The organism is Pseudomonas protegens, from assembly GCF_013407925.2.
Lineage (GTDB): Bacteria > Pseudomonadota > Gammaproteobacteria > Pseudomonadales > Pseudomonadaceae > Aquipseudomonas > Aquipseudomonas fluorescens_AP.
Genome location: NZ_CP060201.1, coordinates 4493359 through 4518376 on the forward strand (window position 1 = coordinate 4493359; position 25018 = coordinate 4518376).

A 25018-nucleotide genomic window follows, 5' to 3' on the forward strand; every position below is an offset into this window, starting at 1 on the left:
TTGCAGCAAAAACCCGTGCTAGAGTGCTCAGCCCTTGATTGGAGCCTGTCATGAGCCTGTTGATTCGCACTAGCGCGGCCCTTCTTCTGAGCTTGAGCCTGCCCCTGGCAGCTGCCCCGGCGCCCTTGCACGGGCAATTTCTGCCGCCTGATGACCTGACTCTGCGCGACTCGGTCCCTGAACAGCAGCAGCTGTTGCAGGTCACCGAGTACTCGGTGGTGATCGGCAGCCAGCGACAATCCAATCAGCAGCCGATTCCGGTGACATCGCCGGTGTGGGTGCGGCTCAAGGGCAAGCCGCTGAACAAGGGCGCCACCATCAGCCAGGTGCTGGTGAATTTCGACGGTGAGAGCAAAAGCCTGAAAAAGCCCCAGTACGACGCCAAGACACGGACCCTGACACTCTATTACCCCCTGGCCCAGTATCGGGCGGTGATGGACCTGTTGCGTAACGACACGGTGTATTGTCAGTTCCTCAGCTACGCCAATGGCCATATCTGGGCCGACTTGCACACCGGCAGCGTGCGTCCGCGTTGAGGCCCGAGGCGGGCTGAGGGTAAACTGCCGGCCCCGTGTAATGTCTGCGAGCTGGAGTCGGCGATGCGTAAAGATAAGAAACAAGTGATTGGTGACGAGATCAGCGACGAGCAGATCAAATTGTTCCTCGATTTCGAGCCGGTCGACGCCACTTCGCCGTCCCTGCACAAGCTGATCAAGGCCTATCGTGGTCTGCGCATCGACGACTTCGAGCGCTTCCTGGTGTTCTTCCTCGAAGCCGGCCTGGATCTGGATGGCAAGGATGAGCACGGCCAGACCTTCGTCGACCTGATCAAGGATCAGCGCAACGCCGCCGACTACATCGAGCTGATGAACAACGCCCGCGGCTGAGTCGTTCAAGACCCATAAAAAAAACGCCCCGTCCTGCAAAGGACGGGGCGTTTTTTATGGGCGGCGGATCAGGCGCAGCTTTCGGTTTCCTTGTTGGGCTCGACCAGCTCCAGGCTCAGGTTATTTTCGCTGTTGATCTTGTGATACAGCGCCGCGTCGGTTTCCAGGGCCTTCTCCCGCGCCGGGAAAATCTCCTTGAGCTTGGCGGCCCATTCGCCGCTGGCCTTGGCCGGGAAGCAGCGTTCGATCAGTTCCAGCATGATCGACACGGTTACCGAAGCGCCCGGAGAGGCGCCGAGCAGGGCGGCCAGGGAGCCGTCCTTGGCCGCCACCAGTTCGGTGCCGAACTGCAGGATGCCGCCTTTCTTCGGGTCTTTCTTGATGATCTGCACCCGTTGCCCGGCCACTTCCAGGCGCCAGTCTTCGGCCTTGGCCTGTGGATAGAAACGACGCAGGGACTCCAGGCGCTGCTCCATGGACTGCATGACTTCGCTGACCAGGTACTTGGTCAGGTCCATGTTGTCCCGGGCCACGGCCAGCATCGGGCCGATGTTGCCAGCGCGTACTGACATCGGCAGGTCAAGGAACGAACCGTGCTTGAGGAACTTGGTGGTGAAGCCGGCATAAGGTCCGAACAGCAGGGACTTCTTGCCGTCGACCACGCGGGTGTCCAGGTGCGGCACCGACATCGGCGGCGAACCCACGGCGGCCTGGCTGTAGACCTTGGCCTGGTGCTGCTTGACCACTTCCGGGTTGTCGCAACGCAGCCACTGGCCGCTCACCGGGAAGCCGCCAAAGCCCTTGCTTTCTTCAATGCCGGAAGCCTGCAGCAGCGGCAGCGCCGCGCCACCGGCGCCGAGGAACACGAACTTGGCGTCGACTTCGCGGCTGTTGCCGCTGTTGACGTCCTTGATGCTCACGGTCCAGCCGTTGTCCTTGTTGCGCTTGAGGCCGGTCACGCGCTTGCAGTACTTGACCTGGGCATCGGGGGCGCTGGTCAGGTGCTTGAGCAGCTGGTTGGTCAGGGCGCCGAAGTTGACGTCGGTGCCGTTGATCACCCGGGTCGCGGCGATGGTTTCGTCCGCCGGGCGGCCCGGCATCATCAGCGGCATCCACTCGGCCATCTTGGCCTTGTCTTCGGTGTATTCCATGTCCGCGAAGGCATGGTGCTGGCTCAGCACTTCAAAGCGCTTCTTGAGGAAGGACACACCCTTGTCGCCCTGCACGAAGCTCAGGTGCGGCACCGGGCTGATGAAGGACTTGGACGAGCCGAAGGTGCCTTTCTTGGTCAGGTAGGACCAGAACTGTTTCGACACTTCGAACTGGGTATTGATGTGCACGGCTTTCTTGATGTCGATGCTGCCATCGGCGGCCTGTGGCGTGTAGTTCAGCTCACAGAGGCCAGCGTGGCCGGTACCGGCGTTGTTCCACGGGTTGGAACTCTCCGCGGCACCCGAATCCATCAGCTCGACGACTTCCAGCTTGATTGCGGGGTCGAGCTCTTTGAGCAGTACAGCGAGGGTGGCACTCATGATGCCGGCCCCAACCAATACGACGTCTACTGCTTCGTTATGCGCCATTAACGCGTCTCCAAAATCTGCAGCACCAAATTGACGGCATGGCTGCCAGGAGTGACGGGGCGGTTCACGTAATGCCCCAGGTTACCCATGGCCAGGATCGCCATGTCCGAATCTTCGCAATTCTTTGCAACTACTGCGGACGCTGCCAACCGGGCCTCAAGGTGCATATGAACGCATCTCGGGGCGCCTCGGGCAATTCGACTTATGGTCGATACATCCGCTCGTGCAACCAAATCCGTCAGCGGACAGGCTTCAAGCACCAGTTCTTGAGGAGTGCTCGGTCCTGTGTAATCGGGCTGTTGTAGAGGCCAATGGTGCCAGTTCAGACGCAAAACTATTCATTTGCTCGCCACACTCTTGTGAAGTTGTGAAAACCCGTTTTTTCACGCTCTTTTGAAGACGTGAACCTCAAAAAAGGGCTGCCTCAGCCTGGCACCTGGCCCGAGCGGTGATGCCGGCACAAGGTGCAGGCACAACGGGCAAACAGCTTTAAGTGGCCGAGCAACGGCAGCTCTGCAGATTCGCGAAAAGTGGAGGTTTGCAAGGTGGTACAGCAAGCACGCCAGCTTCACTCGATCTGTGTGGGCGGCTCTCTGTGGGCGGTGCGGGGTGCCAATGCAGTGGCGTTGGCGGTACTGCGAGGCCCGATCAGGAGACGTCCTTATAATCGGGGGGAGATTGTAACGAAGAAATGCGCAGAAATGATCCTGTTTCGTGACTTTTATTAGGCTGTTGGTCAGGTGGCCAGTATCGGTTGCACCGCGGGGCCTGTGCTGCGTGGGCTGATCCGGGCGCTGGCGGGCAATGGCTGGTGCAACCAGTTCAGGCGAACCTCCCTGATTTCCACCCAGCCGTCGCCCACCGGGGCGGCGAGACAATGCTTGAAGGCCTGGCAGCGTCCCTGGCTGTCCAGCAAGGCGAAGCTGCGAAATGACTGACGCGGGGCGAACAGGGAGCGAAGGAAGTTCATGACCAGGCACCTGATTGTGTCAATGACGACAAGAATGTATTTGAGTCGTTACATCATGGTGTATGGCAGGTGAACGGCAGGTTACAGGAACCCGCTTGTACGGCACCTGTCTGAGTCCTGACTAACTCATGCCCGACGCTGGTTCGTCGCGGTTGTGCACCGCTATACTGCGGGCCTGTTTGTGCCTGATTCCTGGAGAGATGAGCATGTTGCAACGCCTGTTGTTCGGTTTGATCACTGTGACCAGTCTGTCGCTGGTGGGTTGCGCCCACAGCCCGCAACAACTGAGCCCGGAGCCTAAGCTCACCACTCAGCTGGCGCCTGTCGGCCACGGTCAGCCGGTGGTGGTGAGGGTGGTCGATGGACGTCCGTCGCCGACCCTGGGCACCCGTGGCGGCCTGTATCCGGAAACCAGCGCCATTACCGTGCAGAGCGCGCAGATCCTGCCGAAGCTGCAGGCCCAGGCCGAAGCGGCGGTGCGTCTGCTGGGCTTCACCCCGACAGCCGGTGGCAGCAATGCTCCGCAGTTGACCGTGACCCTGGCCGAGCTCAAGTACCAGTCGCCTAAAGAAGGCCTGTACGTGACCGAGGCCACCATTGGCGCGACCTTCCGTTCCGATGTGCAAAACGCCAACCGCCGCTACAGCGGTCGCTATGGCGCGTCCCTGGACCAGCGTTTCGGCATGGCGCCGAACCAGGACACCAATACCAAGCTGGTGGGCGATGTGTTGAGCGATGCGCTGACCCGCCTGTTCAAGGACCCGACCATCGGTCAGATCCTCGGCGAATAAGGCATCGCAACGGACCTGGATCCGTTGCCACCCGGTCGACAGAAGCCCGGTTGCCCTTCAGGCAGCCGGGCTTTTTGCTGGTCGTGTCTCAGGCCGCTTCGACGTAGAAGTCCAGCATGCTGATGCCCGTCAGCAGGTCGGTTTCCGGGAGATCCGCGTGCTGATGCCCACCCAGTGCGCAATACACCAGCCAGTGCCGGTCCTGAACATTGAAGGCCAGGGCGCCCACCAGCGCCTGCTGTTCTTCGCTGGGGGTGATCAGGTAGAGGCGATCCTGGTTTTCGGCGTGCAGCATGACAAGCTCCGTGGGTTTCGAGGGGCGACAGACTGGCTTGTTTGGATGACGAAAAGATGACGCTTTAAATTAATTGCCCCGTGCCTCGTTACTGGTCGGAAAGGCCCCCGCGATTCGATGGGGATTGAGTAGAATCCGCGCGCGGGTGCACTCGGCGACCCGAATACGCTTTTCCTTCGAGGTTCATGATGTCGCTGCAACTGATCTGGTCGATGTTCAACGCCCATCCCGCCAAATTGATCAATCTGCTGGCCCTGTTGTTCGCCTGTCCGGGCAGCTGGTTGCTGCATGCCACCCGCCGCCGCGAGCAGCGAGCCCTGGCCAACCTGGCCACCCAGAGTGAAGACCGGGCCGTGGATCAGCCGCTGCTGATGCTGGACCCCGCCACTTTGCGCATCAATCGCTTCTTCTATCGTTTCGGCTTCGCCTGCCTGGGGCTGGCACTGCTGGTGTCCTGGATCAGCACGCGTTTCTGATCCAGCCCGCAGCTGCAGAGACGACAACGGCGCCCATGGGCGCCGTTGTGCGTTGCGGGGCCGCGCTTACAGCGGCAGGCCGGCCTTGACCCGGTACTGGTTGCGTACCGGATTGGCGTATTGCAGCACCAGATAAGGGCGGTGCTCCGGCGGGCAGGCATCCAGTCGGCGCTGCCATTCTTCCTTGGCCTTGGCCAGTTCCTGCGCCGGGAACACCTCGGCGGCGGCCGGAACCTGCAGTTGCGGATCGGCGTCGCTCCACTGGGCGTAGGCCAGGTAGTGCACCGGGAACAGGCGGTAGCCGCCGAGAATCTGCCGGTCCATTTCCACCGCCAGTTGCTTGGTGTCGTCGAACAGGGCGCTGATGGGGGCGGCGAAGTTCACATGGACCCGCCCCTTGTAGCCGGTGATGCCCTTGGCGATGCTCACGTCGTCCTCGCCGGGGGCCTTGGTGTAGCTGCCGGTGGTGGCGCGGATATACAGCTCGCGAGCCTTGGCCTGATCGCAAGGGTCGTATTCGTAGCTGATGGACACCGGGGTCAGGTTCAGCGAGCGGATCACCTCGGCAAACGGCTCGTCCTTGCGGCTCATGTGGAACATCTTGAGGATGGCCGACTCGGTGCGGTCATCGCCATCCTTGGCCCGGCCTTCGGCCTGGGCGATCCAGATCGACTGGCCGTCGTTGCGGATCGAGTGGTTGATATAGGCCGAGAGCAATTGATAGGCCGCGAGTTTTTCCCGACGACCGCTGATGGAGCGGTGCACGATGAAACTCTTGTTCAGGCGCATCAGGTCGCTGACAAACGGCTTCTGCAGCAGGTTGTCGCCAATGGCGATGCGTGGCGTCGGCAGGCCGGCGTGGTAAACCGCGTAGTTGACGAAGGCCGGGTCCATGACGATGTCGCGATGGTTGGCCAGGAACACATAGGCGGTGCCCGACTTGAGCTGCTCGACGCCGGTGTAGGTCACGCCGTCGGTAGCGCGTTCGATGGTGTGGTCGACGTAGAACTCGACCTTGTCCTGCAACGTGGCCACGGAAGTGACCCCGGCGAACTCGCGGCGCAGGCGATGGGCGATCAGGGGTTTGAGCAGCCAGCCGAACGTGTTGGCAAAACGCGGGAAGCGAAAGTGGGTGAGGATATCTAGAAACGCCTTGTCGCTGAGCAGCCGGGCCAGCACCGCTGGTACTTCGCTGTCGTGGTAAGGTCGGATGGCATCGAATTCGCCCATCATGCTCTCTTGTTAGAAACGGCTAGGGTAAGTAAAGGTTCGGATCGAAAAAAGGCCGGGCGCGGTCTGAAAACTCGGCTCAGACAAAAAAAGCCCTGCAAATAGACCGGCGATTATACGCATAAGTCACTCTGGAGACGGCGATGCTGGAAACCGACCATTATCAGTGCCCTTACTGTGGCGAACAGGCGGAAGCGGTTCTGGACCTGTCCGCGGGCGACCAGACCTACATTGAAGACTGCCCGGTCTGCTGCCGGCCGATAGTCTTTACGCTGCAGACCGATGGCCGGGAATGGATGCTCGACGTGCACAGTGAAAACGACTGACGGGGAGAGGCTCTCATGCAGCGCATCTACGAGCCGGAAAACCTGATGGAAGGCGAGTTGCTCCAGAGCATGCTGGCCAGCGAGGGCATCGAGTCCCACCTCCAGGGGCGCGACCTGCTCGGCGGGGCCGGGGAGCTGCCGTTGTTCGGGTTGCTGGGGCTGTCGGTACACGACCATCAGGCGCAGCAGGCGCGTGCGCTGATCGCTGCGTACAATGCGGCCCTGCCATTGCCCTTTGACGAGCCGGACAATTTTGCCGGGGTGCTGGTCTGTTAGGCTGAGCGCCGATTTGCCGAGAGTTGTATTGCCCAATGTGTGGACGTTATGCCCTGTTTCGCTGGAACCCCGCCTTCGCCGCCTTGCCGGGATTTCCCGAGGATCAGCGCGCGCAGTGGAATATCTCGCCCAATGATTCGGTGCTGATCCAGCGCGCGGAAAACGGCCAGCGCACCCTGGCCCGGGCCCGTTGGGGGCTGACCCCGGCCTGGCTGACCGACCTGTCGCGTACCCCGGCCCATGCCCGGGCGGAAACCCTGGCCGAGCAGCCGATGTTTCGCCAGGCGTTTCGCGAGCGGCGTTGCCTGCTGCCGGCCAACGGTTTCTATGAGTGGCGGGGTGGCAGCCGCAAGCGGCCTTACTGGCTGACGCCGGGGGAGGGTTCGTCGATCTTCTTTGCCGCGATCTGGGAGGCCTACCCGGTGCAGGAGCAGGTCTGGCTGAGCACCGCGGTGGTGACCCAGGCGGCGGCCAATCTGCGCCGCCCGCTGATCCTCGATGCCGCCGGCCAGGACGCCTGGCTCGATCCCGAAACCCCATTGCATGCCCTGCAAGCCTTGCTCGCCAGCCCGCCCGCCGCCTTGCGCGAGCGGGTCCTGGCCAATCTGGTCAACGACCCCAAGCTCAACGGCCCCGAGTGCCTGACCCCTGCCTGACTGGCCGGCCAAGGGCGCTGATTGCAGGAGCTGGCTGTAGGAGCGTGCAGGCCAGCGAAGAGGCCCTTGAGAGCGTCTTCGCCGAGCGGCCAGATTCTGCGCGGGGAGGCGTGTCGCCGGGTTACACCTTGAACTGATTGATCAGGCGCCGTTGCTGTTCCGCCAGCTTGGTCAGCCCGGCGCTGGCCGCGCTGGACTCGTCGGCACCGCCGGCCACTTCATTGGCCACCTGGCCGATGTTGATCACATTGCGGTTGATGTCTTCGGCCACGGCGCTCTGCTCCTCGGCGGCGCTGGCGATCTGGGTGTTCATGTCGTTGATCACCGACACGGCCTGAGTGATGGTTTCCAGGGCCTGGGCAGCCTTGGCCGCATGCTCCACGCTCTGGTCGGTCTTGTGCTGGCTGTCCTCCATGACCCGCACCACTTCCCGGGTGCCCTGCTGCAGTTGCTGGATCATCGACTGGATTTCTTCCGTGGCCTGCTGGGTCTTCTGCGCCAGGTTGCGTACCTCGTCGGCGACCACGGCAAAGCCGCGACCCTGTTCGCCGGCTCGGGCTGCCTCGATCGCCGCGTTGAGGGCCAGCAGATTGGTCTGTTCGGCGATGCCGCGAATGGCGATGAGGATGGCGTTGATGTTCTCGCTGTCCTTGGCCAGGGTTTGCACCACGCCCACCGCGCGGCCGATTTCCTCGGCCAGGGCGCCAATGGCGCTGGAGGTGTCGCGCACGATCTGCATGCCCTGGCTGGCGGCCTGGTCGGCATGGCTGGCGGCTTGTGCGGCCTGGGTCGCATTGCGTGCGACGTCCTGGGCGGTGGCGGTCATTTCATGCACCGCGGTGGCCACCTGATCGATTTCCACCATTTGCTTGTGCACGCCCTGGTTGGTGCGAATGGCGATGTCGGCGGTGTGTTCCGAGGAGTCGCTGACGCTCTGCACCGAGGTCACCACCTGGCTGATCATCGCCTGCAGCTTGGCCAGGAAGGTATTGAAGCCCTTGGCGATCGAACCCAGCTCGTCGGCGCGGTCGCTGGTCAGGCGCCGGGTCAGGTCGCCTTCGCCCTGGGCGATGTCGTCGAGCATGGCCACCATCTGCCGCAGCGGCCGGGCGATGCCATGGCCCACCAGCCAGATCACCAGCAGGCCGAGGCCGGCAATCAGCAGGCCGACCATGGCCATGCCGAATGTATCGGCCTTGCGCTGTTGCGCCAGATCGTTCTGCAGGGCGTTCAGATCGGCCATCACCGCCCCCAGGGGCAGTTGCAGCATCAGGGTCCAGTTGGCGTCGGTCTGGCCGATGCCGAACGGCAGGTACAGGGCGATCTTGCCATTGGCCTGGTCGACGTTGTAGGTCACTTCGCCGCGCTTGAGGCTGGACAGCCTGGCCACCGCGTCTGGGGGCAGTACATCGCTGACCTTCTCGCCGAACTTGCTCGAATCCTTGGTGTAGGCCACCAAGCGAGCGTTGCCGCCGATCAGTGCCATCTCACCGGCACCGCTGTAGAGCTTCTGATTGGCGCCCACCAGCATGTCCTGGATGAAGTTCACCGACAGGTCGGCGCCGACAATGCCCTGGAACTTGCCGTTGAGCAGAATCGGCTGAATAAAGGAGGCGAGCATCACCACCTTGTCGCCGACCTTGTACGGGGCGGGGTCGATGACGCACGGCTTGAGGCTGTCCTTGGAGCACAGGTAGTACTCGCTGGTGCGCACGCCGGTGGAGAGCAGGGTCCGATCGTTGACGTCGGCCAGTTTGTCCAGGCCCAGGCTGCCGTCTTCGTTGCGGAACCACCAGGGCAGGAAGCGGCCATTGGCCGCGTCGATGCCCACCATCGAGGTGCCGACATAGGCCGCGTCGTTGTGGTCGATGGCGTTGGGCTCCCAGCCGATGTAGGCGCCGAGGATCTTCGGGTTCTGGGTGACGTTTTCCTTGACCAGTGCGATCAGTTGTTCGCGGCTCAGGCTGAGGCCAGCGTGGCCTTGCGCATCCGCAGTGCCCAGCAGGGCATTGACCCGCACCAGGCCGCCGGCAATCAGCAGTGGCGCTTCGAGTTCTCGCTGGATCTGGCTGACCTGGGTCTGGGCCAGGCCGCTCAGGCGCTGCTCGATCACTTGCTCGAACTGGGTCTGGGTGCGCTCTTGCACCATGTGCTGGGTCCTGGCCCCGGAGAACAGGGCGTACAGCACCAGGGCTGCAACCACGCTGAGGACGATGGTTCCGGCCAGGGCGGCCACGGAAAACTGGATCGACTTGAACTTCATAGAGGCTCCGGGCGCAGGAATTGAGGTCTGCCGTGCTGTATCGGCCGCAGCCTCACCGGTCATTAGCCTGGAGAGGAGAAATGACTGTTTCAGAGGGTTAAAGGTCGTTATTGATGGGGGTGTGATGCAGGCCGTTGGCGGCCTCGGGCGAAATGTGAAGTTTTTTCGTCAGGCTCTGGATGTATCTGAATTGCGACTGAATGCGTGTTTTGCATCTGGCGCGGATACAGTTCCGCCCTTAGGATACGCGCCATGTTTTCAGGGAGGTTTCATGATGAAGAAGTCGTTACTGGTGTGTGCGCTGAGCGCTGCCGTTCTCCTGACCGGTTGTGAAACGGTCAATACCACCAGCGGTGGCGTGGTGGGGGTGGATCGCAAGCAGTCCATGTTCAGCATGGTGTCCAGTGCTGAAGTCAACCAGTCCTATGCCCAGTCCTATCAACAGACTCTGGGTGAGGCCAGCAGCCAGGGCGTGCTGGACAAGACCAGTGCCAATGCCAAGCGCCTGCAGGTCATTGCCAACCGCCTGATCGCACAGGCGCCGACCTTTCGCCCCGACTGCGCGCAGTGGAAGTGGGAGGTCAACCTGATCAAGAGCGATGAGCTCAACGCCAACTGCGGTCCTGGCGGCAAGATCATTTTCTACTCCGGCCTGATCGAAAAACTGAAGCTGACCGACGATGAAATCGCCGCGGTCATGGGCCATGAGATCGCCCACGCCCTGCGCGAGCACGGTCGTGAAGCGATGTCCAAGCAATATGCAGTGGGTGCTGGCAAGCAGATCGCAACCCTGTTCGGTGTCTCGCAGGAAACCGTGGCCCTGGGTGACAACGGGGTGAACCTGCTGATGACCCTGCCCAACAGTCGCGAGAATGAAAACGAGGCGGACCTGATCGGCCTGGAGCTGGCCGCGCGTGCCGGCTACAACCCGAACGCGGCTATCAGCCTGTGGAACAAGATGGGCCAGGCTGCCGGTGGTTCCGCGCCGCCCGAGTTCATGAGCACTCACCCGGCTTCCACCAGCCGAATCGCTTCCTTGCAGGCGGCGATTCCGAAGGTGATGCCTCTGTATGAGCAGGCCAAGAAGTCCTGATCCATCGCTGCATTTTCGCTGACGCTTTCGCCGGCAAGCCGGCTCCTACAGGTTGTGTAGGAGCCGGTTTGCCGGCGATTTCGTTTATAGCCAGCCGCTGATCTGCATGGCCTTGTACACCGCCACCACGGCGAGGATGAAGAAGGCCGACGCCGCCAGGCGACGAATCAGGGTCAGGGGCAGTTTGTCCGCGGCGAAGTTGCCCGCCAGCACCACCGGCACGTTGGCAATCAGCATGCCCAGGGTGGTGCCGATGATCACCAGCCACAGGTCCGGATACTGCGCCGCCAGCATGACGGTAGCGACCTGGGTCTTGTCACCGATTTCCGCCAGGAAGAAAGCGATCAGGGTCGTGAGGAAAGGCCCGAACTTGCGTGCAGTTGTGGCTTCATCGTCATCCATCTTGTCCGGCACCAGGGTCCACAGGGCGGTGGCGGTGAAGCTGGCGGCCAGGATCCAGTGCAGGGTCGCATCCGAGAAGAAACTGCCGAACCAGGCACCTACCGCACCGGCGGCCGCGTGGTTGGCCAGGGTCGCGGCGACGATGCCGGCGATGATCGGCCAGGGTTTGCGAAAGCGCGCGGCAAGAATCAGGGCGAGCAGTTGCGTCTTGTCGCCGATTTCGGCCAAGGCAACGATTGCGGTGGGAACGAGGAGAGAATCCAGCATCATCAGGGTTTTCCTAAGGGGCGGGTCGACACGGCTATGACACGTACAGCCTTCCCGCCCCGGGTAAGGTGTGCGTGTCATAGGTCTTGTCAAACCCTGCGGTCCGTCTGTGCGGACTCTTGGGTCGCATGCGCCATGGTCTGAGGACCAAGTATGTTGACGCATGCCGGACGAGCGTGGCGCTCGTGGGAGACTACTCCCCTAGGACGGAGCGGATTCTGCCTAGGCAAAATCCATTCGGCAAGCCTTGTTTGCGAAAACCATCTCAGCCGCGCTTGGCCCGGTAAATCCGGAAACCCTGGCCTTCGGCTTTGATCGCGCACGGCCCCAGGTGCTCTTCGATCAGCGGCTGGTAGCGCAGGAAGCTGTTGGCAACTACCCGTAGTTCGCCGCCTTTTTGCAGATGTTTGGCCGCTTTTCGCAGCAGGTTTTCTGTGGCTTGGTAATCGGTGTGGACCCCGGTATGGAAGGGCGGGTTGGTCAGGATGCCGTTCAATTCCATGGGCGCGGCGTCGATGCCATCACCGGTCAGAACCTCGGCCAGCAGACCGTTGGCGGCCAGGGTCAGGCGGCTGCTGGCGGCGGCAAAGGCGTCCACATCCAGCAGGGTCACGCGGTTGTCCGGGTAACGGCGTTTGACGGTGGCGCCCAGCACCCCGGCGCCACAGCCGAAGTCCAGCAGATGACCGGCGGGCAGGTGATCCAGATGCTCCAGCAGCAACGCGGTGCCGCGATCCAGGCGTCCATGGCTGAACACGCCCGGCAGGCTGACGACTGTCAACGGACCTTCAGCCAGGGGCAGCTCGTATTCCTGGGCCAGGCTCTCCAGCGCCACCGGTTCGGGAGCGTTGGCGACCGTGACCTGCCACAGCTGGCAGTGGCGCGCGCTGTCGAGCTTGCGCGGCTTGCCGAAGGGGTTGAGTTGCTTGGCGGCGCTTTCCACGCCGCTGCGTTTCTCGCCCACCAGGTACAACTCGCGCCCGGCCAGGCGTGAGGCCAGGGCATTGAGCAGGTAGTCGGTCAGGTCCTTGGACTTGGGCAGGAACAGTACCGCGCTGTCGAAGGGCTCGGCCGGTGCTTCTACACCAAAGTGACTGCGGCCTGGAAAACGCGCCTCCAGGGCTGCCTGATCGCCAGCGTGCCAGCTCCAGCCCCGGGCGTTGGGCAGGCGGCCCAGCAGGTCGTCGGCGGCCAGGCCGGCCAGCAGCAGTGAGCCTTGAAACAATTCAGCCTGACGCAACAGTACTTCACTGCGTGTGTCCATGATCCGCCCCCGAAAAAAGTGGCGAAGTTTATCAACTCACGACCCGCAGCGGGGCGCCGCTGAAGAAGGCGCGGGCGTTTTCCGTCAGTTGGCCGACGATTCGCTGGCGCGCCTCGCGGCTGCCCCAGGCGTTGTGCGGGGTGACGATCAGGCGCGGGATATCACCGGCCAGCAGCGGATTGCCGTTCACCGGCGGTTCGACGCTCAGCACGTCGGTGGCCGCGCCGCCCAGATGGCCGCTGCGCAGTGCGTCGGCCAGGGCCTGTTCGTCGATCAGGCCACCGCGGGCGGTGTTGACCACCAGGGCGCCGGGCTTGAGCAGGGCCAGTTCCCGGGCACCGATGAAGTGGCGGGTGTGTTCGTTGAGTGGGCAGTGCAGGGTCAGGGCATCCACCTGTGGCAGCAATTCCTCCAGCGGCAGGCGATCCGGCCGAGCCGGGCGTCCGGGGATCTGCCCCAATACCACGCGCATGCCAAAGGCTTCGGCCAGGCGCGCCACGGCGCTGCCCAGTTCGCCATTGCCCAGCAGGCCGAGGGTCTTGCCCGCCAGTTCGATGATGGGGAAGTCCAGCAGGCAGAACTGCTTGGCTTGCTGCCAGCGGCCGGCGGCCACGGCTTGTTGGTAGTCGGCAACCCGAGTGGCGAGATTGAGCAGCAGCATCAGGGTGTGCTGGGCCACCGATGGCGTGCCGTAGCCCTGGCAGTTGCTGACACAGATGCCTTGCTGGCGGGCCGCGCTCAGATCGACATTGTTGGTGCCGGTGGCAGCCACCAGGATCAGTCGCAGATCGGGGCAGGCCGCCAGGGTTTCGGCGCTCAGGGCGACCTTGTTGCTGATGACCACCTGGGCGCCTTGCAGGCGCTCGATCACCTGCTCCGCGGGGGTGTGGGCATGCAGTTGCAGGGGGCTGAAGCAGTGGTGCAGCGCACTCAGGTCCAGGTCGCCCAGGTCCAGCGAGCTGTGATCGAGGAAGACGGCGCGGCGATTGTTGATCATGAACTGTACCTTTTGCACGGGGGATCTAAGGCGTAATCTGCCGAGCCTAACAGATGAAATAATTAGACATACACAGGAGCCTGCATGTACCTCACCGAGTTCTTGACCGTTGCCCTGATCCACTTGCTGGCGGTGGCCAGCCCCGGCCCGGATTTCGCCGTGGTGGTGCGCGAAAGCGTGACCCACGGCCGTCGCGCCGGCACCTGGACCGCCCTGGGCGTGGGCTGCGCGATCTTCCTGCACGTGGGTTATTCACTGCTGGGAATCGGCCTGATCGTTTCCCAATCCATCGTGCTGTTCAACGCCCTGAAGTGGCTGGCGGCCGCCTACTTGCTGTACATCGGCTTCAAGGCCCTGCGCGCCCAACCGGCCAAGCCGGCGGCGGATGATCTGCACCAGGAGGAGGGCATTCGTACCGCTCGCGGGGCCTTTACTTCAGGCTTCGTGACCAATGGCCTGAACCCCAAGGCAACGCTGTTCTTCCTCTCGCTGTTCACCGTGGTGATCAACCCGCACACACCGCTGGCGATCCAGGCCGGTTACGGGGTGTACCTGGCGGCGGCTACTGCGCTCTGGTTCTGCCTGGTGGCGCTGCTATTCAGCCAGCAGCGGGTGCGTGCCGGCTTCGCCCGCATGGGCCACTGGTTCGACCGCACCATGGGCGCGGTGCTGATCGCCATCGGCGTGAAACTGGCCTTCACCGAGATGCATTGAGTGCGCTGAGCTGGTTCAGGGTCGCCACGTAATGCCGTGGCGTATCCCCCAGCAAGCGGTAGAACATCGCGCTGAAGGCCCGGGCACTGCCATATCCCAATGAGTCGGCCACGCTGTGCACGCTTTCCCCGGCGAGCAGGCGTGGCAGGGCTTCCATCAGGCGCAGTTGCTGGCGCCAGGCATTGAAGTTCATCTGCACCTGCTGTTGAAACAGCCGTGCCAGGGTCCGCGAGCTGGCGCCGACCTGCTGTGCCCAGTCTTCCAGGGTGTGGGGATGGTCCGGAGTCTGCAGCAGGGGCCGGCAGATGCTCTGCAGGCGCCGGTCCTGGGGCATGGGAATGTGCAGGGGCAGGTTTTCCAGGCCGGCGATCTCTTCCAGCATCAGTTGCTGGATCAGCGGATTTTCCGCCTGCTCCGGCCCTTGCACCGCCCGCAGGATCAGCTCCCGCAGCAAGGGCGTCACCGCCAGCACACAGCACTGTTGCAAGGATGGCGGAGATAGATGGGCAGCAATGAACAAGGAGCGCATGCGGACCTCGCCGACCATGAAGATCTCATGTTCCACCAGGGGCGGAATCCACACCGCGCGGGTTGGCGGAATCACCCAGGCGCCTTGGGCGGTGACCACGCGCATGGTGCCGCAGGCGGCGTAGAGAAACTGCGCTTCGCGATGGCGATGGGAGGGCTGGTGGGCGGCATCGGGATAGTCGCGGGGATAGGCGCTCACCGGGCCGTGGTGGAAGTGGCTGATTAACATGTCCGATCCAATGACTTTGTTGTCAGGAATGCTGTAAACAGCCAACTTAGCATAGGCGACACAACAACCAACCTTGTGTGCCGCCATGAATCAAGCTCGAAACGTTATCCGCTACGTCAATGCTGCCCATGTCATCGATCACATGTTCATGCTGATCTTTCCCGCCGCCGTGCTGGGCATGACCCAGGCCTTTGCCCTGGACTATGCGGCGCTGATCGGCCTGTCCCTGGGCGGATTCATCGCCTTTGGCGCCTGTTCGCTACCCGCCGGTTGGCTGGGGGACCACTGGAGCCGACGACAGATGATGTTGCTGTTCTTCTTTGGCATTGGCGCGGCGTCGATCCTTACCGGCCTGAGCAACAGCCCGACCCTGTTGGTGATCGGCCTGACCCTGATGGGGGTGTTCGCTGCGATCTACCACCCGGTGGGTACGGCCATGCTGGTGGCCTATGCCCAGAATCGTGGACGGGAGATTGGCATCAACGGCATGTGGGGCAATCTCGGCGTGGCTTTTTCGGCGCTGATCAGCGGTTTTCTGGTGGCCCGGTTCGGCTGGCGTTCGGCCTTTATCCTGCCGGGGGCGGTGGCGATCCTGCTGGGAATCGGTTTTGCCTTGCAGGTGCGTGAGGAGCCGGTGCCGGTTCGGCCCCACGTCGGCTTGAAGGGCAAGGGCGGGCAGCAGATCTCCATGTTCCTGGTGTTCGGTGTCTTGGCCCTGGCCACGGCCACCGGCGGGGTGGTGTTCAACGCCACCACCATGACCTACCCCAAGCTGTTCCAGGAACGCCTGCACGCGCTGTTCACCTCGCCGCAGACCCTGGGCCTGGTGGTCAGCCTGGCCTATGCCTTCGGTGCGGTGGCGCAGTTGACCATCGGCCGGGTGTTGCATCGCTTCAGCCTGAAGTGGCCATTCATCGTCTTGACCCTGTTCCAGGCGCCGCTGCTGCTGGCCATGGCCCACAGCGAGGGCTGGAGTGTGATCCTGCTGGGGGCGGCCTTCATGTTCGTGGTGTTTGGTCAGGTCACGGTGAATGACGCCATGGTCGCCAACTTCGTCGCGCCGCAGTGGCAGTCGCGGGTCTTCGCCTTGCGTTACTGCTTGTCGTTCGGTGCCAGCGCCACGGCCATTCCGTTGATTGCCCTGGTGGAGCCGCGCCAGGGGTTGAGCGGCCTGTACCTGATCCTTGCCGGGTTTGCCGCGCTGACCTTTGCGGCCGCGCTGGCGTTTCCCCGGACTCCGGCCGAGGCGGCGGTGGGACAGAACGCTTGAACTCACGCGGAGCCGCACCAATGCTGGCTTGGAGCTAGTATTTGTACGGCTCTGCAAATCATCCCTTTGGCTGATTTAGCAGGCGCACAGGCACTCTAGAGTGAGTATTCTCCAGCTACGACCGAGCCGTCAGAAAAGGGATTCTTATGTTGCAGACTCGTGTTATCCCCCCCGCCGAAGGCGCCTATCAATACCCGCTCTTGATCAAGCGGCTGCTGATGTCCGGCAGTCGTTACGAGAAAACCCGCGAGATCGTCTACCGCGACCAGTTGCGCTACACCTATCCGACCCTGATCGAGCGCGTGGCGCGCCTGGCCAACGTACTGACCGCCGCCGGGGTCAAGGCTGGCGACACCGTGGCTGTCATGGACTGGGACAGCCATCGCTACCTGGAGTGCATGTTCGCCATCCCGATGATTGGCGCGGTGATCCACACCATCAACGTGCGTCTGTCGCCGGAGCAGATCCTCTACACCATGAACCACGCCGAGGACCGCTTCGTGCTGGTCAACAGCGAGTTTGTCGGTCTGTACCAAGCCATCGCCGGGCACCTGACCACGGTGGAGAAAACCCTGCTGCTCACCGATGCCCCGGAGAAAACCGCCGAGCTGCCGAACCTGGTGGGGGAGTACGAGACGTTGCTGGCCGCCGCCAGCCCCCAGTACAGCTTCGAGGATTTCGACGAGAACTCGGTGGCCACCACCTTCTACACCACCGGCACCACCGGCAATCCCAAGGGCGTGTATTTCACCCACCGGCAACTGGTGCTGCACACCCTGGGGGTGTCCACCATCATGGGCTGCATCGACAGTGTGCGGCTGTTGGGCACCAACGACGTGTACATGCCCATCACCCCGATGTTCCACGTGCATGCCTGGGGCCTGCCCTACGTGGCCACGATGCTCGGGCTCAAGCAGGTCTACCCGGGACGCTACGACCCTGAGTACCTGGTGGAGTTGTGGCGCCGGGAAAAGGTCACCTTCTCCCACTGTGTGCCGACCATCCTGCAGATGGTGCTCAACGCCAAGGCGGCCCAGGGCACCGATTTCGGCGGCTGGAAGATCGTCATCGGCGGCAGCGCGCTGAACCGAGCGCTATATGAGGCAGCCAAGGCCCGGGGCATTCAACTGACTGCCGCTTACGGCATGTCGGAGACCGGCCCGCTGGTGTCCTGCGCCCATCTCAATGACGAACTGATGGCGAGCAGCGAAGACGAGCGCACCACCTACCGGATCAAGGCCGGGGTGCCGGGCCCGCTGGTGGAAGCGGCGATCATCGATGCCGAGGGCAAGTTCCTGCCGGCGGACGGCGAGTCCCAGGGCGAGTTGGTGCTGCGCGCGCCCTGGCTGACCGAAGGCTATTTCAACGAGCCGCAGAAGGGCGCCGAGCTGTGGGAAGGCGGCTGGCTGCACACCGGCGACGTGGCGACCCTGGACAGCATGGGGGTGATCGACATCCGCGACCGGATCAAGGACGTGATCAAGACCGGCGGCGAGTGGATCTCCTCCCTGGACCTGGAAGACCTCATCAGTCGCCACGCGGCGGTACGTGAAGTAGCAGTGGTGGGCATTGCCGATCCGCAGTGGGGCGAGCGCCCGTTCGCCTTGCTGGTGATCCGCGAAGGTCATGCCATTGGTGCCCGCGAGCTCAAGGAACACCTCAAGCCATTCGTGGAGTTGGGGCACTTGAGCAAGTGGGCGATCCCCAGTCAGATCGCCCTTGTTACTGAAATTCCCAAGACCAGCGTTGGCAAGTTGGACAAGAAGCGCATTCGCATCGACATCAGCGAATGGCAAGCCAGTAACAGCACCTTCCTCTCCACGCTTTGAGCGCCCCTTGCCGTGCCCGCCCGGGCACGGCATGCCCACCCGGCAAGCCTTTGCCTTGTGCTCACGAGATTTTCAGCCATTCTTAGCGCGCCGTCTTTCAACGGCTGTGGCAAAGGGTTGTTCCAGCGCGGTGGGTGGCTGCAAATCACACTTTAGAGGGATCAAGCAGTAATCCCCGCTGGATATAGTCCGTTCACGGATTTTTCTGAAGTACGGAGCATTGTGGGGTGCTCGCGCCACGCAACTTCGGGCCTGGGGCGGTGTTGCTCGACCCGGTATCCGCAGCGTCTTCAGAAGAGCGTACTGCCATAACAATAATGCACATGGAGTAGCGTCGATGACATCAGCAAACCAGTTCTGGCGCCGGGCGAAACTGCCCCTGGCCGTCGGTCTCGCCTCCACGCTCGCCGGGCCGGCATTCGGCGTCAGCTTCAATATTGGTGAAATCGAAGGCAGCTTCGATTCGTCCCTTTCCCTGGGAGCCAGTTGGTCCACCGCCGAGCGCAACAAGAACCTGATCGGGGTCAACAACGGCGGCAAGGGCCTGTCCCAGACCTCTGACGATGGTCACTTGAACTTCAACAAGGGCCAGACCTTCTCGAAGATCTTCAAGGGTATCCATGACCTGGAGTTGAAGTACGGCGATACCGGTGTGTTTGTCCGTGGCAAGTACTGGTATGACTTCAAGCTCAAAGACGAAGACCTGGACTTCAAGAACATCAGTGACAACAACCGCAAGGAAGGCGCCAAGTCTTCCGGCGGGCAGATCCTCGATGCCTTCATCTACCACAACTACTCCATTGCCGATGAGCCGGGTTCGGTGCGTTTCGGCAAGCAAGTCGTGAGCTGGGGTGAAAGTACCTTTATCGGTGGCGGTATCAACTCGATCAACCCCATCGACGTATCGGCGTTCCGCCGTCCTGGCGCGGAGGTCAAGGAAGGCCTGATTCCGGTCAACATGTTCTACATCTCCCAGGCCCTCACCGAGAACCTCTCGGCCGAAGCCTTCTACCAGCTGGAGTGGGACCAGACCGTTACCGATAACTGCGGCACCTTCTTCTCGCAGCCGGACATCATTTCCGATGGTTGCGACAATAACCTGCGGGTGCTGAACAAGCGTTCGACCATCAACCCGGCAGCGTTCCCGACCCTGAACGCCCTAGGGGTGGACGTTAACAACGAAGGTGTTCTGGTTCGTCGTGGCGCAGATCGTGATGCCCGCGACAGTGGCCAGTTCGGCGTGGCCTTTCGCTACAACTACGAGCCGCTGGATACCGAGTTCGGCGCCTACTTCATGAATTACCACAGTCGCGCGCCGATCTTCAGTGCTCAGGGCGCTGCGTCGCGCTACTACACGATGCCGTTGGGGCCGTTGGCTAGCGCCAGGCCGCTGATCGTGGCCGGCAACTCCAACTACTTCGTCGAGTATCCGGAAGATATCCGCCTGTATGGCCTTAGCTTCTCCACCACCTTGCCTACCGGCACGGCCTGGAGCGGCGAACTGAGCTACCGCCCCAATGCGCCGGTCCAGCTGAACTCCACCGACATCCTGTTTGCCGGTGTGACGCCCATTGCCGGCTTTGGCAACGCCTCTGTCTTGAAAGGCACTCCCGGGCAGGACCTGCACGGCTATAACCGCAAGGAAATTACCCAGCTGCAGACCACCTTTACCCACTTCTTCGATCAGGTCATGGGCGCCAGCCGCCTGACTCTGGTGGGTGAAGTCGGCATGACTTATGTCGGAGGCCTGGAGAGCAAGACTAAAGCTCGTTATGGCCGCGATCCGGTCTTTGGGCCAGGCACATTGCCGAACGGTTTCTGCGCCACCCTCAACAGCAGCACCATCGCCGGAGCCGGTCCGGGTACTGACGCCAGCAACCGCACCACCAACTGCAACAACGACGGTTTCACCACCGCCACTTCCTGGGGCTACCGCGGTCGTGCCATCTGGGAATACCCGGATGTGTTCGCCGGTGTGAACCTCAAGCCCAACGTGGCCTGGTCCCATGACGTCAAGGGTTACTCGCCAGGCCCTGGCGGCAACTTCGAAGAAGGCCGCAAGGCCATCAGCCTGGGACTGGATGCCGAGTACCAGAACACCTACACCGCGAGCCTGGCCTACACCAACTTCTTTGGTGGCGACTTCAGCACCGTGGATGACCGGGACTTCCTCGCCTTGAGCGTTGGCGTGAACTTCTAAGCACACTGCATTTTCAGGAAGAACAACACTATGAAAATCACCAAGAGTCTGTTGCACATCGGTGTGCTGGGACTGTCACTGCTGGCCACCGGGGTCATGGCCGCGGTTTCGGCCGATGAAGCCGCCAAGCTGGGCACCAGCCTGACGCCGATGGGCGCGGAAATGGCCGGTAACGCCGCCGGCACCATCCCGGCCTGGAAGCCCATGGCGACCAACGCCGGCACCGTGGACAGCAAGGGCTTCTTGTCCAACCCTTACGGCAGCGAGCAGCCGCTGTTCACCATCACTGCGCAGAACGTCGAGCAGTACAAGGACAAGCTGGCGCCGGGGCAGTACGCGATGTTCAAGCGTTACCCGGAAACCTTCAAGATGCCGGTCTACCCGTCCCACCGTGGGGCCACGGTGCCGGCTGACGTGTTCGCCGCCATCAAGCGCAACGCCACCAAAACCAATCTGGTGTCCGGCGGCAACGGCCTGGAGAACTTCGAAACCGCGATTCCGTTCCCGATCCCGAAAAGCGGCGTGGAAGTCATCTGGAACCACATCACCCGCTATCGCGGTGGCAGCGTGACCCGTCTGGTGACCCAGGCCACGCCACAGGCCAACGGCTCCTACAGCCTGGTGTATTTCCAGGACCAGTTCGTGTTCCGCGACAAGATGAAGGATTACGACCCGAAGAACCCGGGCAACATCCTGTTCTACTTCAAGCAGAAAGTGACCGCCCCTGCGCGCCTGGCCGGTGGTGTGCTGCTGGTCCACGAAACCCTCGACCAAGTGAAGGAGCCGCGTTCGGCCTGGGTCTACAACGCCGGCCAGCGGCGTGTGCGCCGTGCCCCGCAAGTGTCCTATGACGGCCCGGGTACTGCTGCCGACGGCCTGCGTACCTCGGACAACCTGGACATGTACAACGGTGCGCCGGATCGCTACGACTGGAAGCTGGAAGGCAAGAAGGAGATGTACATCGCCTCCGACAGCTACAAGCTCGATTCGCCGAGCCTGAAGTACGCCGACATCATCAAGGCCGGGCACATCAACCAGGATCTGGCTCGCTACGAGCTGCGCCGGGTCTGGCATGTGGTCGCGACCCTGAAGGAAGGCCAGCGCCACATCTACGCCAAGCGTGACTTCTATATCGACGAGGACACCTGGCAGGCCGCGGTAATCGACCATTACGACGGGCGTGGCCAACTGTGGCGCGTGGCCGAAGCCCATGCCGAGAACTACTACGACAAGCAAGTGCCGTGGTACGCCCTGGAAACCCTCTACGACCTGCAGTCCGGTCGCTACCTGGCGCTGGGCATGAAGAACGAAGAGAAGCAGGCGTATGACTTTGGCTTCACCGCAACCACCAGCGATTTCACTCCTGCCGCTTTGCGTCAGGACGGAGTTCGCTGATCCGCTTTGAATAGAGGCCGCATCCTCGGAAATTGCCCCGACTGGTTCGGGGCTTTTTTTTGCCTGAACAATCCTGCACTCGGGGAAGTGCACAACAATCCAGGTGGGCTAGGCTGGTTTTCTCCAAGTGAATGAGTAAGTTGCCTAATAAACAACTGAAATATCGACTGATCAGTCAGATATATCCGACCCATTTGGACATAGTCTTTTTTACCTGAATGGTCGCAAAAATCTTCAACAGGTCGCTTTTTACCGCTAGTCTGCGGGCATCTGCTACGCCGACAACCCTACATCAATAAGAGTTGGCCATGACTGAGCTGTCCTCCCTTCAACGGTCTGCCAGCGCGGTGATTCCCGCGTTGGAAGGGCGTTTCTATCGACCCCCCCTGCCCGACGGATACGTGCAGCGGCCGCGTCTTTGCGAACGCTTGAGCGCCGGGTTGAAGGGCAGGCTGTTGCTGGTCAGCGCGCCGGCCGGATTCGGCAAGAGCTCGCTGGCGGTGGAGTTCTGTCAGGGTTTGCCGGGGGACTGGCAGAGCCTGTGGCTGGGGTTGAGCCGCCGGGACAGCGATCCCGGGCGCTTCCTGGAGCGTCTGCTGGCAGGCTTGCAGCAATACTTTCCCCAACTGGGCCGGCAGTCTCTCGGGCTGTTGAAAATGCGCCAGCGCCATCAGCCCTTCGCCTTTGAAGAGTGGCTCGACGGCCTGCTGGACGAGCTGGCACAGCATCTGTGCGGCAGTACACCGCTGCTGCTGGTGCTGGATGACTATCACCTGGCCCAGGGCCCGGTGCTGGACCGCTGCTTGCAGTTCTTTCTCAATCACCTGCCCGATGGCCTGGTGGTGCTGGTCACCAGTCGCCAGCGTCCGGACTGGCATCTGGCGCGGCTGCGGCTGTCGCGACAGTTGCTGGAACTCAATGAACAGGACCTGCGCCTGACCCATGACGAATCCCTGAGCCTGTTGGATCGGCACAGCAGCGCCTTGCGTGGCGAGGCCCTGGAAAGCCTGATCCAGCGCAGCGAGGGCTGGGTGGCGGGGTTGCGTTTCTGGCTGCTGGCGGCGTCCGAGGCCGGTGCGCTGGGCACCTTGCCCCAGAGGCTGCATGGCGGCGAAGGGCTGATCCGCGATTACCTACTGGAGGAGGTCATCGATTGTCTGCCCGCCGAGGTCCAGGCGTTCCTCTATGACACGGCGCCCCAGGAGCGTTTTTGCGCCGAACTCTGCGACGCCCTGCGCGAGGCCCATGACAGTGCCGACATCCTCGGGTTTCTGCAGGCCCACCAGGTGTTTCTGGTGCCGCTGGACGAACACGGGCACTGGTATCGCTATCACCACCTGTTTTCCGATCTGTTGCGCACCCGCCCCACGGCCAATGCCCTGGTGCCGGCCGCCACTCTGCATCTGCGGGCCTGTCGCTGGTTCAATGCCCAGGGGCTGCTGGATGAAGCGGTGGAACAGGCGCTGCGTGCCGGGCACCTGGATGTGGCGGCCAACCTGGTGCAGAACCTGTCGGAGGAGCAACTGCTGGCGGAGCAGAATGTCGGCATGCTGCTGCGCTGGAAGATGGACCTGCCCGACAGCCTGTTGATCAGCACGCCGCGCCTGATCGTGCTTTACAGCTGGGCCCTGGGCCTGGCCTGCCAGCTGGATGCCGCGGAAGAGCTGGCCGATCACTTGAGTCGTTTCTTGCCGGCGCCTTCGGCCACCGCGCAGAAGTCGATGCTGGCGCAATGGCTGGCCCTGAGCGGGATCATCGCCCGTGGTCGCGGGCAGCGGGAAAGAACCCTGGCCTATTGCGGTGAAGCTCTGGAGAGCCTGCCGCACAAGCGTTACGGGCAACGCCTGATGTGCCTGTCGACCCTGTCCAATCTGGCGATTACCGACGCCGACCTGTGGCGCGCCCGCAGTCTCAATCGCGAATCCCTGGAGCTGGCGCAACGGGTTGGCAATCCGCTGTTCGAGGCCCTGGCCCATTACGATCGGGCCCGGGTTCTGCAGGCGCGAGGCGAGGTGCTCAGAGCCCTGGAGGAGGTGCACCAGGGGCTGCGACGGTTGCAGGGGCTGTCGGCTCAACGGCTGTACGCGGTGCGGGCCCGGCTGACCCTGTATGAAGGTTATCTGTTGACGCTGCGGGCTCAGCCGGAAACCGGTCTGCTGCGACTTCAGGCCGGGCTGGTGGAGGCCCGGGCCTGTCGCGATATCAGCGTGCTGATCGCCCACTGCGTGATCGCCAAGCAGGAGGGCTTGCGAGGCGAGTTTGCCCGGGCCTTTGCCGAGCTCGCCGAAGCCGAGCGCCTGATGCACATCTGGGACGTGCCGCCGATCTACTATCTGGCAATGATTACCCTGGTCAAATGCGAGCTCTGGCTGACTCAGGGACGCACCGACCTGGCCGAAGCCTGGCTGGGCCGCCTGGGCCAGACCTACACCGGCGAACAGGCGGCGGCACCGCCTGAGTTTCACCCGCAACTGCCGTTGCATATCGAGCTGCAGCAGGCCCGGCTGGACGCCATCAAGGGCGACGTCGCCAGGGCCGAACAACGTTTGCGGCGGCTGGAGGAGCATGGTCGGCAGAGTGGTCGGCAGCTGTTGAGCGTGATGGCCCTGACCCAGAAGGCTCAGTTGCTGTTGGCGCTCGGGCGTGGCCCCGAGGCCCGCCAGGATTTGCTCCAGGCTCTGGAAGCGGCGGTGGGTGGCGCGTTGCAGCCTTTCGAGGGGCTGATTGCCGAGCATCCCGGCTGGATGCGCGAGCAGTTGCAGCATGGCGTGCCGACTGCCTTGACCCAGGCGCTGTTGGAGCGGTTGCCCGCCGCTCCTCGGGAGCTTGCCGAAGTGGCGGCGTCCAGCGAATCCTTGAGCTCCAGGGAGTTGTCGGTGCTGCAGTTGATCGCTCAGGGCTGCTCCAACCAGGAGATCAGTGAGCGACTGTTCATTTCCCTGCATACGGTCAAGACCCACGCCAGCCATATCAACAGCAAGCTGGGGGTGGAGCGCCGCACCCAGGCGGTGGCCCGGGCCCAGGAGCTGGGGCTGCTGGGCTAGGCGCCCGGACGCGGGGCGAGTTGGCCGCAAGGTGCG

23 protein-coding genes, 1 pseudogene and 1 riboswitch are annotated in these 25018 nt (G+C 62.6%); of the genes and pseudogenes, 14 read left to right on the forward strand and 10 right to left on the reverse strand.

The features are described 5' to 3' along the window. Positions 1 to 50 precede the first annotated feature (50 nt). Together GGI48_RS20870 and GGI48_RS20875 are read left to right on the forward strand one after the other, a co-directional pair. Entirely contained in the window at positions 51 to 536 is a 486-nt protein-coding gene (locus tag GGI48_RS20870) for a hypothetical protein (RefSeq protein ID WP_016965965.1), read from the forward strand. Between the two features lie 63 nt (positions 537 to 599). Next, on the forward strand, positions 600 to 887 hold the full coding sequence (locus tag GGI48_RS20875; RefSeq protein WP_060841006.1) for a PA4642 family protein: 288 nt from the start codon (positions 600 to 602) through the stop codon (positions 885 to 887). A 68-nt stretch (positions 888 to 955) separates the two neighbouring features. On the opposite strand, the gene mqo is transcribed toward GGI48_RS20875, so the two are convergent. Continuing rightward, positions 956 to 2467 carry a malate dehydrogenase (quinone) gene (gene mqo / locus GGI48_RS20880; protein ID WP_047306039.1) on the reverse strand — a complete coding sequence of 504 codons (1512 nt, stop codon included), beginning with the start codon at positions 2465 to 2467 and terminating at the stop codon, positions 956 to 958. Positions 2468 to 3203: 736 nt separating this feature from the next. Then, entirely contained in the window at positions 3204 to 3437 is a 234-nt protein-coding gene (locus GGI48_RS20885; protein ID WP_179599874.1) for a hypothetical protein, read from the reverse strand. 206 nt (positions 3438 to 3643) lie between these two features. Between GGI48_RS20885 and GGI48_RS20890 the strand changes: the two genes are divergently transcribed. After that, positions 3644 to 4228 (forward strand): YajG family lipoprotein, encoded by a 585-nt coding sequence (locus GGI48_RS20890; RefSeq protein WP_179599876.1) that lies wholly within the window; start codon positions 3644 to 3646, stop codon positions 4226 to 4228. Positions 4229 to 4316: 88 nt separating this feature from the next. Here the strand turns inward: GGI48_RS20890 and GGI48_RS20895 are convergent, their stop codons facing one another. After that, positions 4317 to 4523: a hypothetical protein gene (locus GGI48_RS20895; protein ID WP_016964398.1), complete on the reverse strand. Its 207-nt coding sequence runs from the start codon at positions 4521 to 4523 to the stop codon at positions 4317 to 4319. 188 nt (positions 4524 to 4711) lie between these two features. Between GGI48_RS20895 and GGI48_RS20900 the strand changes: the two genes are divergently transcribed. Beyond that, on the forward strand, positions 4712 to 4999 hold the full coding sequence (locus GGI48_RS20900) for a hypothetical protein (RefSeq protein WP_177431187.1): 288 nt from the start codon (positions 4712 to 4714) through the stop codon (positions 4997 to 4999). Between the two features lie 66 nt (positions 5000 to 5065). Here the strand turns inward: GGI48_RS20900 and GGI48_RS20905 are convergent, their stop codons facing one another. Continuing rightward, positions 5066 to 6232 carry a 1-acyl-sn-glycerol-3-phosphate acyltransferase gene (locus GGI48_RS20905; protein ID WP_047306037.1) on the reverse strand — a complete coding sequence of 389 codons (1167 nt, stop codon included), beginning with the start codon at positions 6230 to 6232 and terminating at the stop codon, positions 5066 to 5068. Positions 6233 to 6372: 140 nt separating this feature from the next. On the opposite strand from GGI48_RS20905, the gene GGI48_RS20910 reads away from it, so the two are divergent. The 3 genes from GGI48_RS20910 to GGI48_RS20920 are packed head-to-tail and all read left to right on the forward strand — an operon-like array spanning position 6373 to position 7487. After that, complete coding sequence (locus tag GGI48_RS20910; RefSeq protein WP_016967048.1) at positions 6373 to 6555, forward strand: CPXCG motif-containing cysteine-rich protein; 183 nt, start codon at positions 6373 to 6375, stop codon at positions 6553 to 6555. Positions 6556 to 6570: 15 nt separating this feature from the next. Then, positions 6571 to 6831, forward strand: a complete 261-nt coding sequence (locus GGI48_RS20915) for a putative signal transducing protein (protein WP_179599878.1) — start codon at positions 6571 to 6573, stop codon at positions 6829 to 6831. A 35-nt stretch (positions 6832 to 6866) separates the two neighbouring features. Next, positions 6867 to 7487: an SOS response-associated peptidase gene (locus tag GGI48_RS20920; protein WP_047306035.1), complete on the forward strand. Its 621-nt coding sequence runs from the start codon at positions 6867 to 6869 to the stop codon at positions 7485 to 7487. A 121-nt stretch (positions 7488 to 7608) separates the two neighbouring features. On the opposite strand, the gene GGI48_RS31570 is transcribed toward GGI48_RS20920, so the two are convergent. Both GGI48_RS31570 and GGI48_RS31575 read right to left on the reverse strand, forming a co-directional pair. Continuing rightward, entirely contained in the window at positions 7609 to 8451 is an 843-nt protein-coding gene (locus GGI48_RS31570) for a methyl-accepting chemotaxis protein (protein WP_371261320.1), read from the reverse strand. A gap of 60 nt (positions 8452 to 8511) precedes the next feature. Beyond that, positions 8512 to 9813, reverse strand: a pseudogene (locus GGI48_RS31575) (methyl-accepting chemotaxis protein); the annotation flags it as partial. A 211-nt stretch (positions 9814 to 10024) separates the two neighbouring features. On the opposite strand from GGI48_RS31575, the gene GGI48_RS20930 reads away from it, so the two are divergent. Beyond that, on the forward strand, positions 10025 to 10843 hold the full coding sequence (locus tag GGI48_RS20930; RefSeq protein ID WP_103741274.1) for a M48 family metallopeptidase: 819 nt from the start codon (positions 10025 to 10027) through the stop codon (positions 10841 to 10843). A gap of 84 nt (positions 10844 to 10927) precedes the next feature. On the opposite strand, the gene GGI48_RS20935 is transcribed toward GGI48_RS20930, so the two are convergent. From GGI48_RS20935 to GGI48_RS20945, 3 genes are all read right to left on the reverse strand, one after another. Further along, a complete protein-coding gene (locus GGI48_RS20935; protein WP_042940848.1) occupies positions 10928 to 11512 on the reverse strand; it encodes a TMEM165/GDT1 family protein in 585 nt (194 codons plus the stop codon). A 92-nt stretch (positions 11513 to 11604) separates the two neighbouring features. Then, a riboswitch (yybP-ykoY riboswitch) is annotated at positions 11605 to 11726 on the reverse strand. Positions 11727 to 11777: 51 nt separating this feature from the next. After that, positions 11778 to 12776, reverse strand: coding sequence for a class I SAM-dependent methyltransferase (locus tag GGI48_RS20940; RefSeq protein WP_179599882.1), 999 nt, complete (start codon positions 12774 to 12776; stop codon positions 11778 to 11780). Between the two features lie 31 nt (positions 12777 to 12807). Beyond that, positions 12808 to 13773 carry a 2-hydroxyacid dehydrogenase gene (locus GGI48_RS20945; protein WP_179599884.1) on the reverse strand — a complete coding sequence of 322 codons (966 nt, stop codon included), beginning with the start codon at positions 13771 to 13773 and terminating at the stop codon, positions 12808 to 12810. Between the two features lie 84 nt (positions 13774 to 13857). On the opposite strand from GGI48_RS20945, the gene GGI48_RS20950 reads away from it, so the two are divergent. Further along, a complete protein-coding gene (locus tag GGI48_RS20950) occupies positions 13858 to 14487 on the forward strand; it encodes a LysE family translocator (protein WP_179599885.1) in 630 nt (209 codons plus the stop codon). On the opposite strand, the gene GGI48_RS20955 is transcribed toward GGI48_RS20950, so the two are convergent. Next, positions 14471 to 15244, reverse strand: coding sequence for an AraC family transcriptional regulator (locus GGI48_RS20955; protein ID WP_179599887.1), 774 nt, complete (start codon positions 15242 to 15244; stop codon positions 14471 to 14473). The genes GGI48_RS20950 and GGI48_RS20955 overlap by 17 nt on opposite strands. Positions 15245 to 15329: 85 nt before the next feature. On the opposite strand from GGI48_RS20955, the gene GGI48_RS20960 reads away from it, so the two are divergent. The 5 genes from GGI48_RS20960 (at position 15330) to GGI48_RS20980 (ending at position 24982) form a co-directional block, all read left to right on the forward strand. After that, positions 15330 to 16514: an MFS transporter gene (locus GGI48_RS20960; protein ID WP_047306033.1), complete on the forward strand. Its 1185-nt coding sequence runs from the start codon at positions 15330 to 15332 to the stop codon at positions 16512 to 16514. A gap of 146 nt (positions 16515 to 16660) precedes the next feature. Continuing rightward, positions 16661 to 18343 carry a fatty acid--CoA ligase gene (locus GGI48_RS20965; RefSeq protein ID WP_179599889.1) on the forward strand — a complete coding sequence of 561 codons (1683 nt, stop codon included), beginning with the start codon at positions 16661 to 16663 and terminating at the stop codon, positions 18341 to 18343. A 337-nt stretch (positions 18344 to 18680) separates the two neighbouring features. Beyond that, positions 18681 to 20543 (forward strand): DUF1302 domain-containing protein, encoded by a 1863-nt coding sequence (locus tag GGI48_RS20970; protein WP_179599891.1) that lies wholly within the window; start codon positions 18681 to 18683, stop codon positions 20541 to 20543. Between the two features lie 30 nt (positions 20544 to 20573). After that, entirely contained in the window at positions 20574 to 21938 is a 1365-nt protein-coding gene (locus tag GGI48_RS20975) for a DUF1329 domain-containing protein (protein WP_047306030.1), read from the forward strand. A gap of 308 nt (positions 21939 to 22246) precedes the next feature. Beyond that, entirely contained in the window at positions 22247 to 24982 is a 2736-nt protein-coding gene (locus GGI48_RS20980) for a LuxR C-terminal-related transcriptional regulator (protein ID WP_179599893.1), read from the forward strand. Positions 24983 to 25018 lie beyond the last annotated feature (36 nt).

Excerpts from the sequence above, each read along its gene's own strand:
- GGI48_RS20975 (WP_047306030.1), top strand. The coding sequence starts at position 20,574 with ATGAAAATCACCAAGAGTCTGTTGCACATCGGTGTGCTGGGACTGTCA.
- GGI48_RS20945 (WP_179599884.1), bottom strand. The coding sequence starts at position 13,773 with ATGATCAACAATCGCCGCGCCGTCTTCCTCGATCACAGCTCGCTGGAC.
- GGI48_RS31570 (WP_371261320.1), bottom strand. The coding sequence starts at position 8,451 with ATGATCAGCCAGGTGGTGACCTCGGTGCAGAGCGTCAGCGACTCCTCG.
- GGI48_RS20930 (WP_103741274.1), top strand. The coding sequence starts at position 10,025 with ATGAAGAAGTCGTTACTGGTGTGTGCGCTGAGCGCTGCCGTTCTCCTG.
- GGI48_RS20950 (WP_179599885.1), top strand. The coding sequence starts at position 13,858 with ATGTACCTCACCGAGTTCTTGACCGTTGCCCTGATCCACTTGCTGGCG.
- GGI48_RS20920 (WP_047306035.1), top strand. The coding sequence starts at position 6,867 with ATGTGTGGACGTTATGCCCTGTTTCGCTGGAACCCCGCCTTCGCCGCC.
- GGI48_RS20900 (WP_177431187.1), top strand. The coding sequence starts at position 4,712 with ATGTCGCTGCAACTGATCTGGTCGATGTTCAACGCCCATCCCGCCAAA.
- GGI48_RS20910 (WP_016967048.1), top strand. The coding sequence starts at position 6,373 with ATGCTGGAAACCGACCATTATCAGTGCCCTTACTGTGGCGAACAGGCG.
- GGI48_RS20885 (WP_179599874.1), bottom strand. The coding sequence starts at position 3,437 with ATGAACTTCCTTCGCTCCCTGTTCGCCCCGCGTCAGTCATTTCGCAGC.
- GGI48_RS20890 (WP_179599876.1), top strand. The coding sequence starts at position 3,644 with ATGTTGCAACGCCTGTTGTTCGGTTTGATCACTGTGACCAGTCTGTCG.
- GGI48_RS20940 (WP_179599882.1), bottom strand. The coding sequence starts at position 12,776 with ATGGACACACGCAGTGAAGTACTGTTGCGTCAGGCTGAATTGTTTCAA.
- GGI48_RS20960 (WP_047306033.1), top strand. The coding sequence starts at position 15,330 with ATGAATCAAGCTCGAAACGTTATCCGCTACGTCAATGCTGCCCATGTC.
- GGI48_RS20895 (WP_016964398.1), bottom strand. The coding sequence starts at position 4,523 with ATGCTGCACGCCGAAAACCAGGATCGCCTCTACCTGATCACCCCCAGC.
- GGI48_RS20970 (WP_179599891.1), top strand. The coding sequence starts at position 18,681 with ATGACATCAGCAAACCAGTTCTGGCGCCGGGCGAAACTGCCCCTGGCC.
- GGI48_RS20935 (WP_042940848.1), bottom strand. The coding sequence starts at position 11,512 with ATGCTGGATTCTCTCCTCGTTCCCACCGCAATCGTTGCCTTGGCCGAA.
- GGI48_RS20965 (WP_179599889.1), top strand. The coding sequence starts at position 16,661 with ATGTTGCAGACTCGTGTTATCCCCCCCGCCGAAGGCGCCTATCAATAC.
- GGI48_RS20875 (WP_060841006.1), top strand. The coding sequence starts at position 600 with ATGCGTAAAGATAAGAAACAAGTGATTGGTGACGAGATCAGCGACGAG.
- mqo (WP_047306039.1), bottom strand. The coding sequence starts at position 2,467 with ATGGCGCATAACGAAGCAGTAGACGTCGTATTGGTTGGGGCCGGCATC.
- GGI48_RS20915 (WP_179599878.1), top strand. The coding sequence starts at position 6,571 with ATGCAGCGCATCTACGAGCCGGAAAACCTGATGGAAGGCGAGTTGCTC.
- GGI48_RS20870 (WP_016965965.1), top strand. The coding sequence starts at position 51 with ATGAGCCTGTTGATTCGCACTAGCGCGGCCCTTCTTCTGAGCTTGAGC.
- GGI48_RS20905 (WP_047306037.1), bottom strand. The coding sequence starts at position 6,232 with ATGATGGGCGAATTCGATGCCATCCGACCTTACCACGACAGCGAAGTA.
- GGI48_RS20980 (WP_179599893.1), top strand. The coding sequence starts at position 22,247 with ATGACTGAGCTGTCCTCCCTTCAACGGTCTGCCAGCGCGGTGATTCCC.
- GGI48_RS20955 (WP_179599887.1), bottom strand. The coding sequence starts at position 15,244 with ATGTTAATCAGCCACTTCCACCACGGCCCGGTGAGCGCCTATCCCCGC.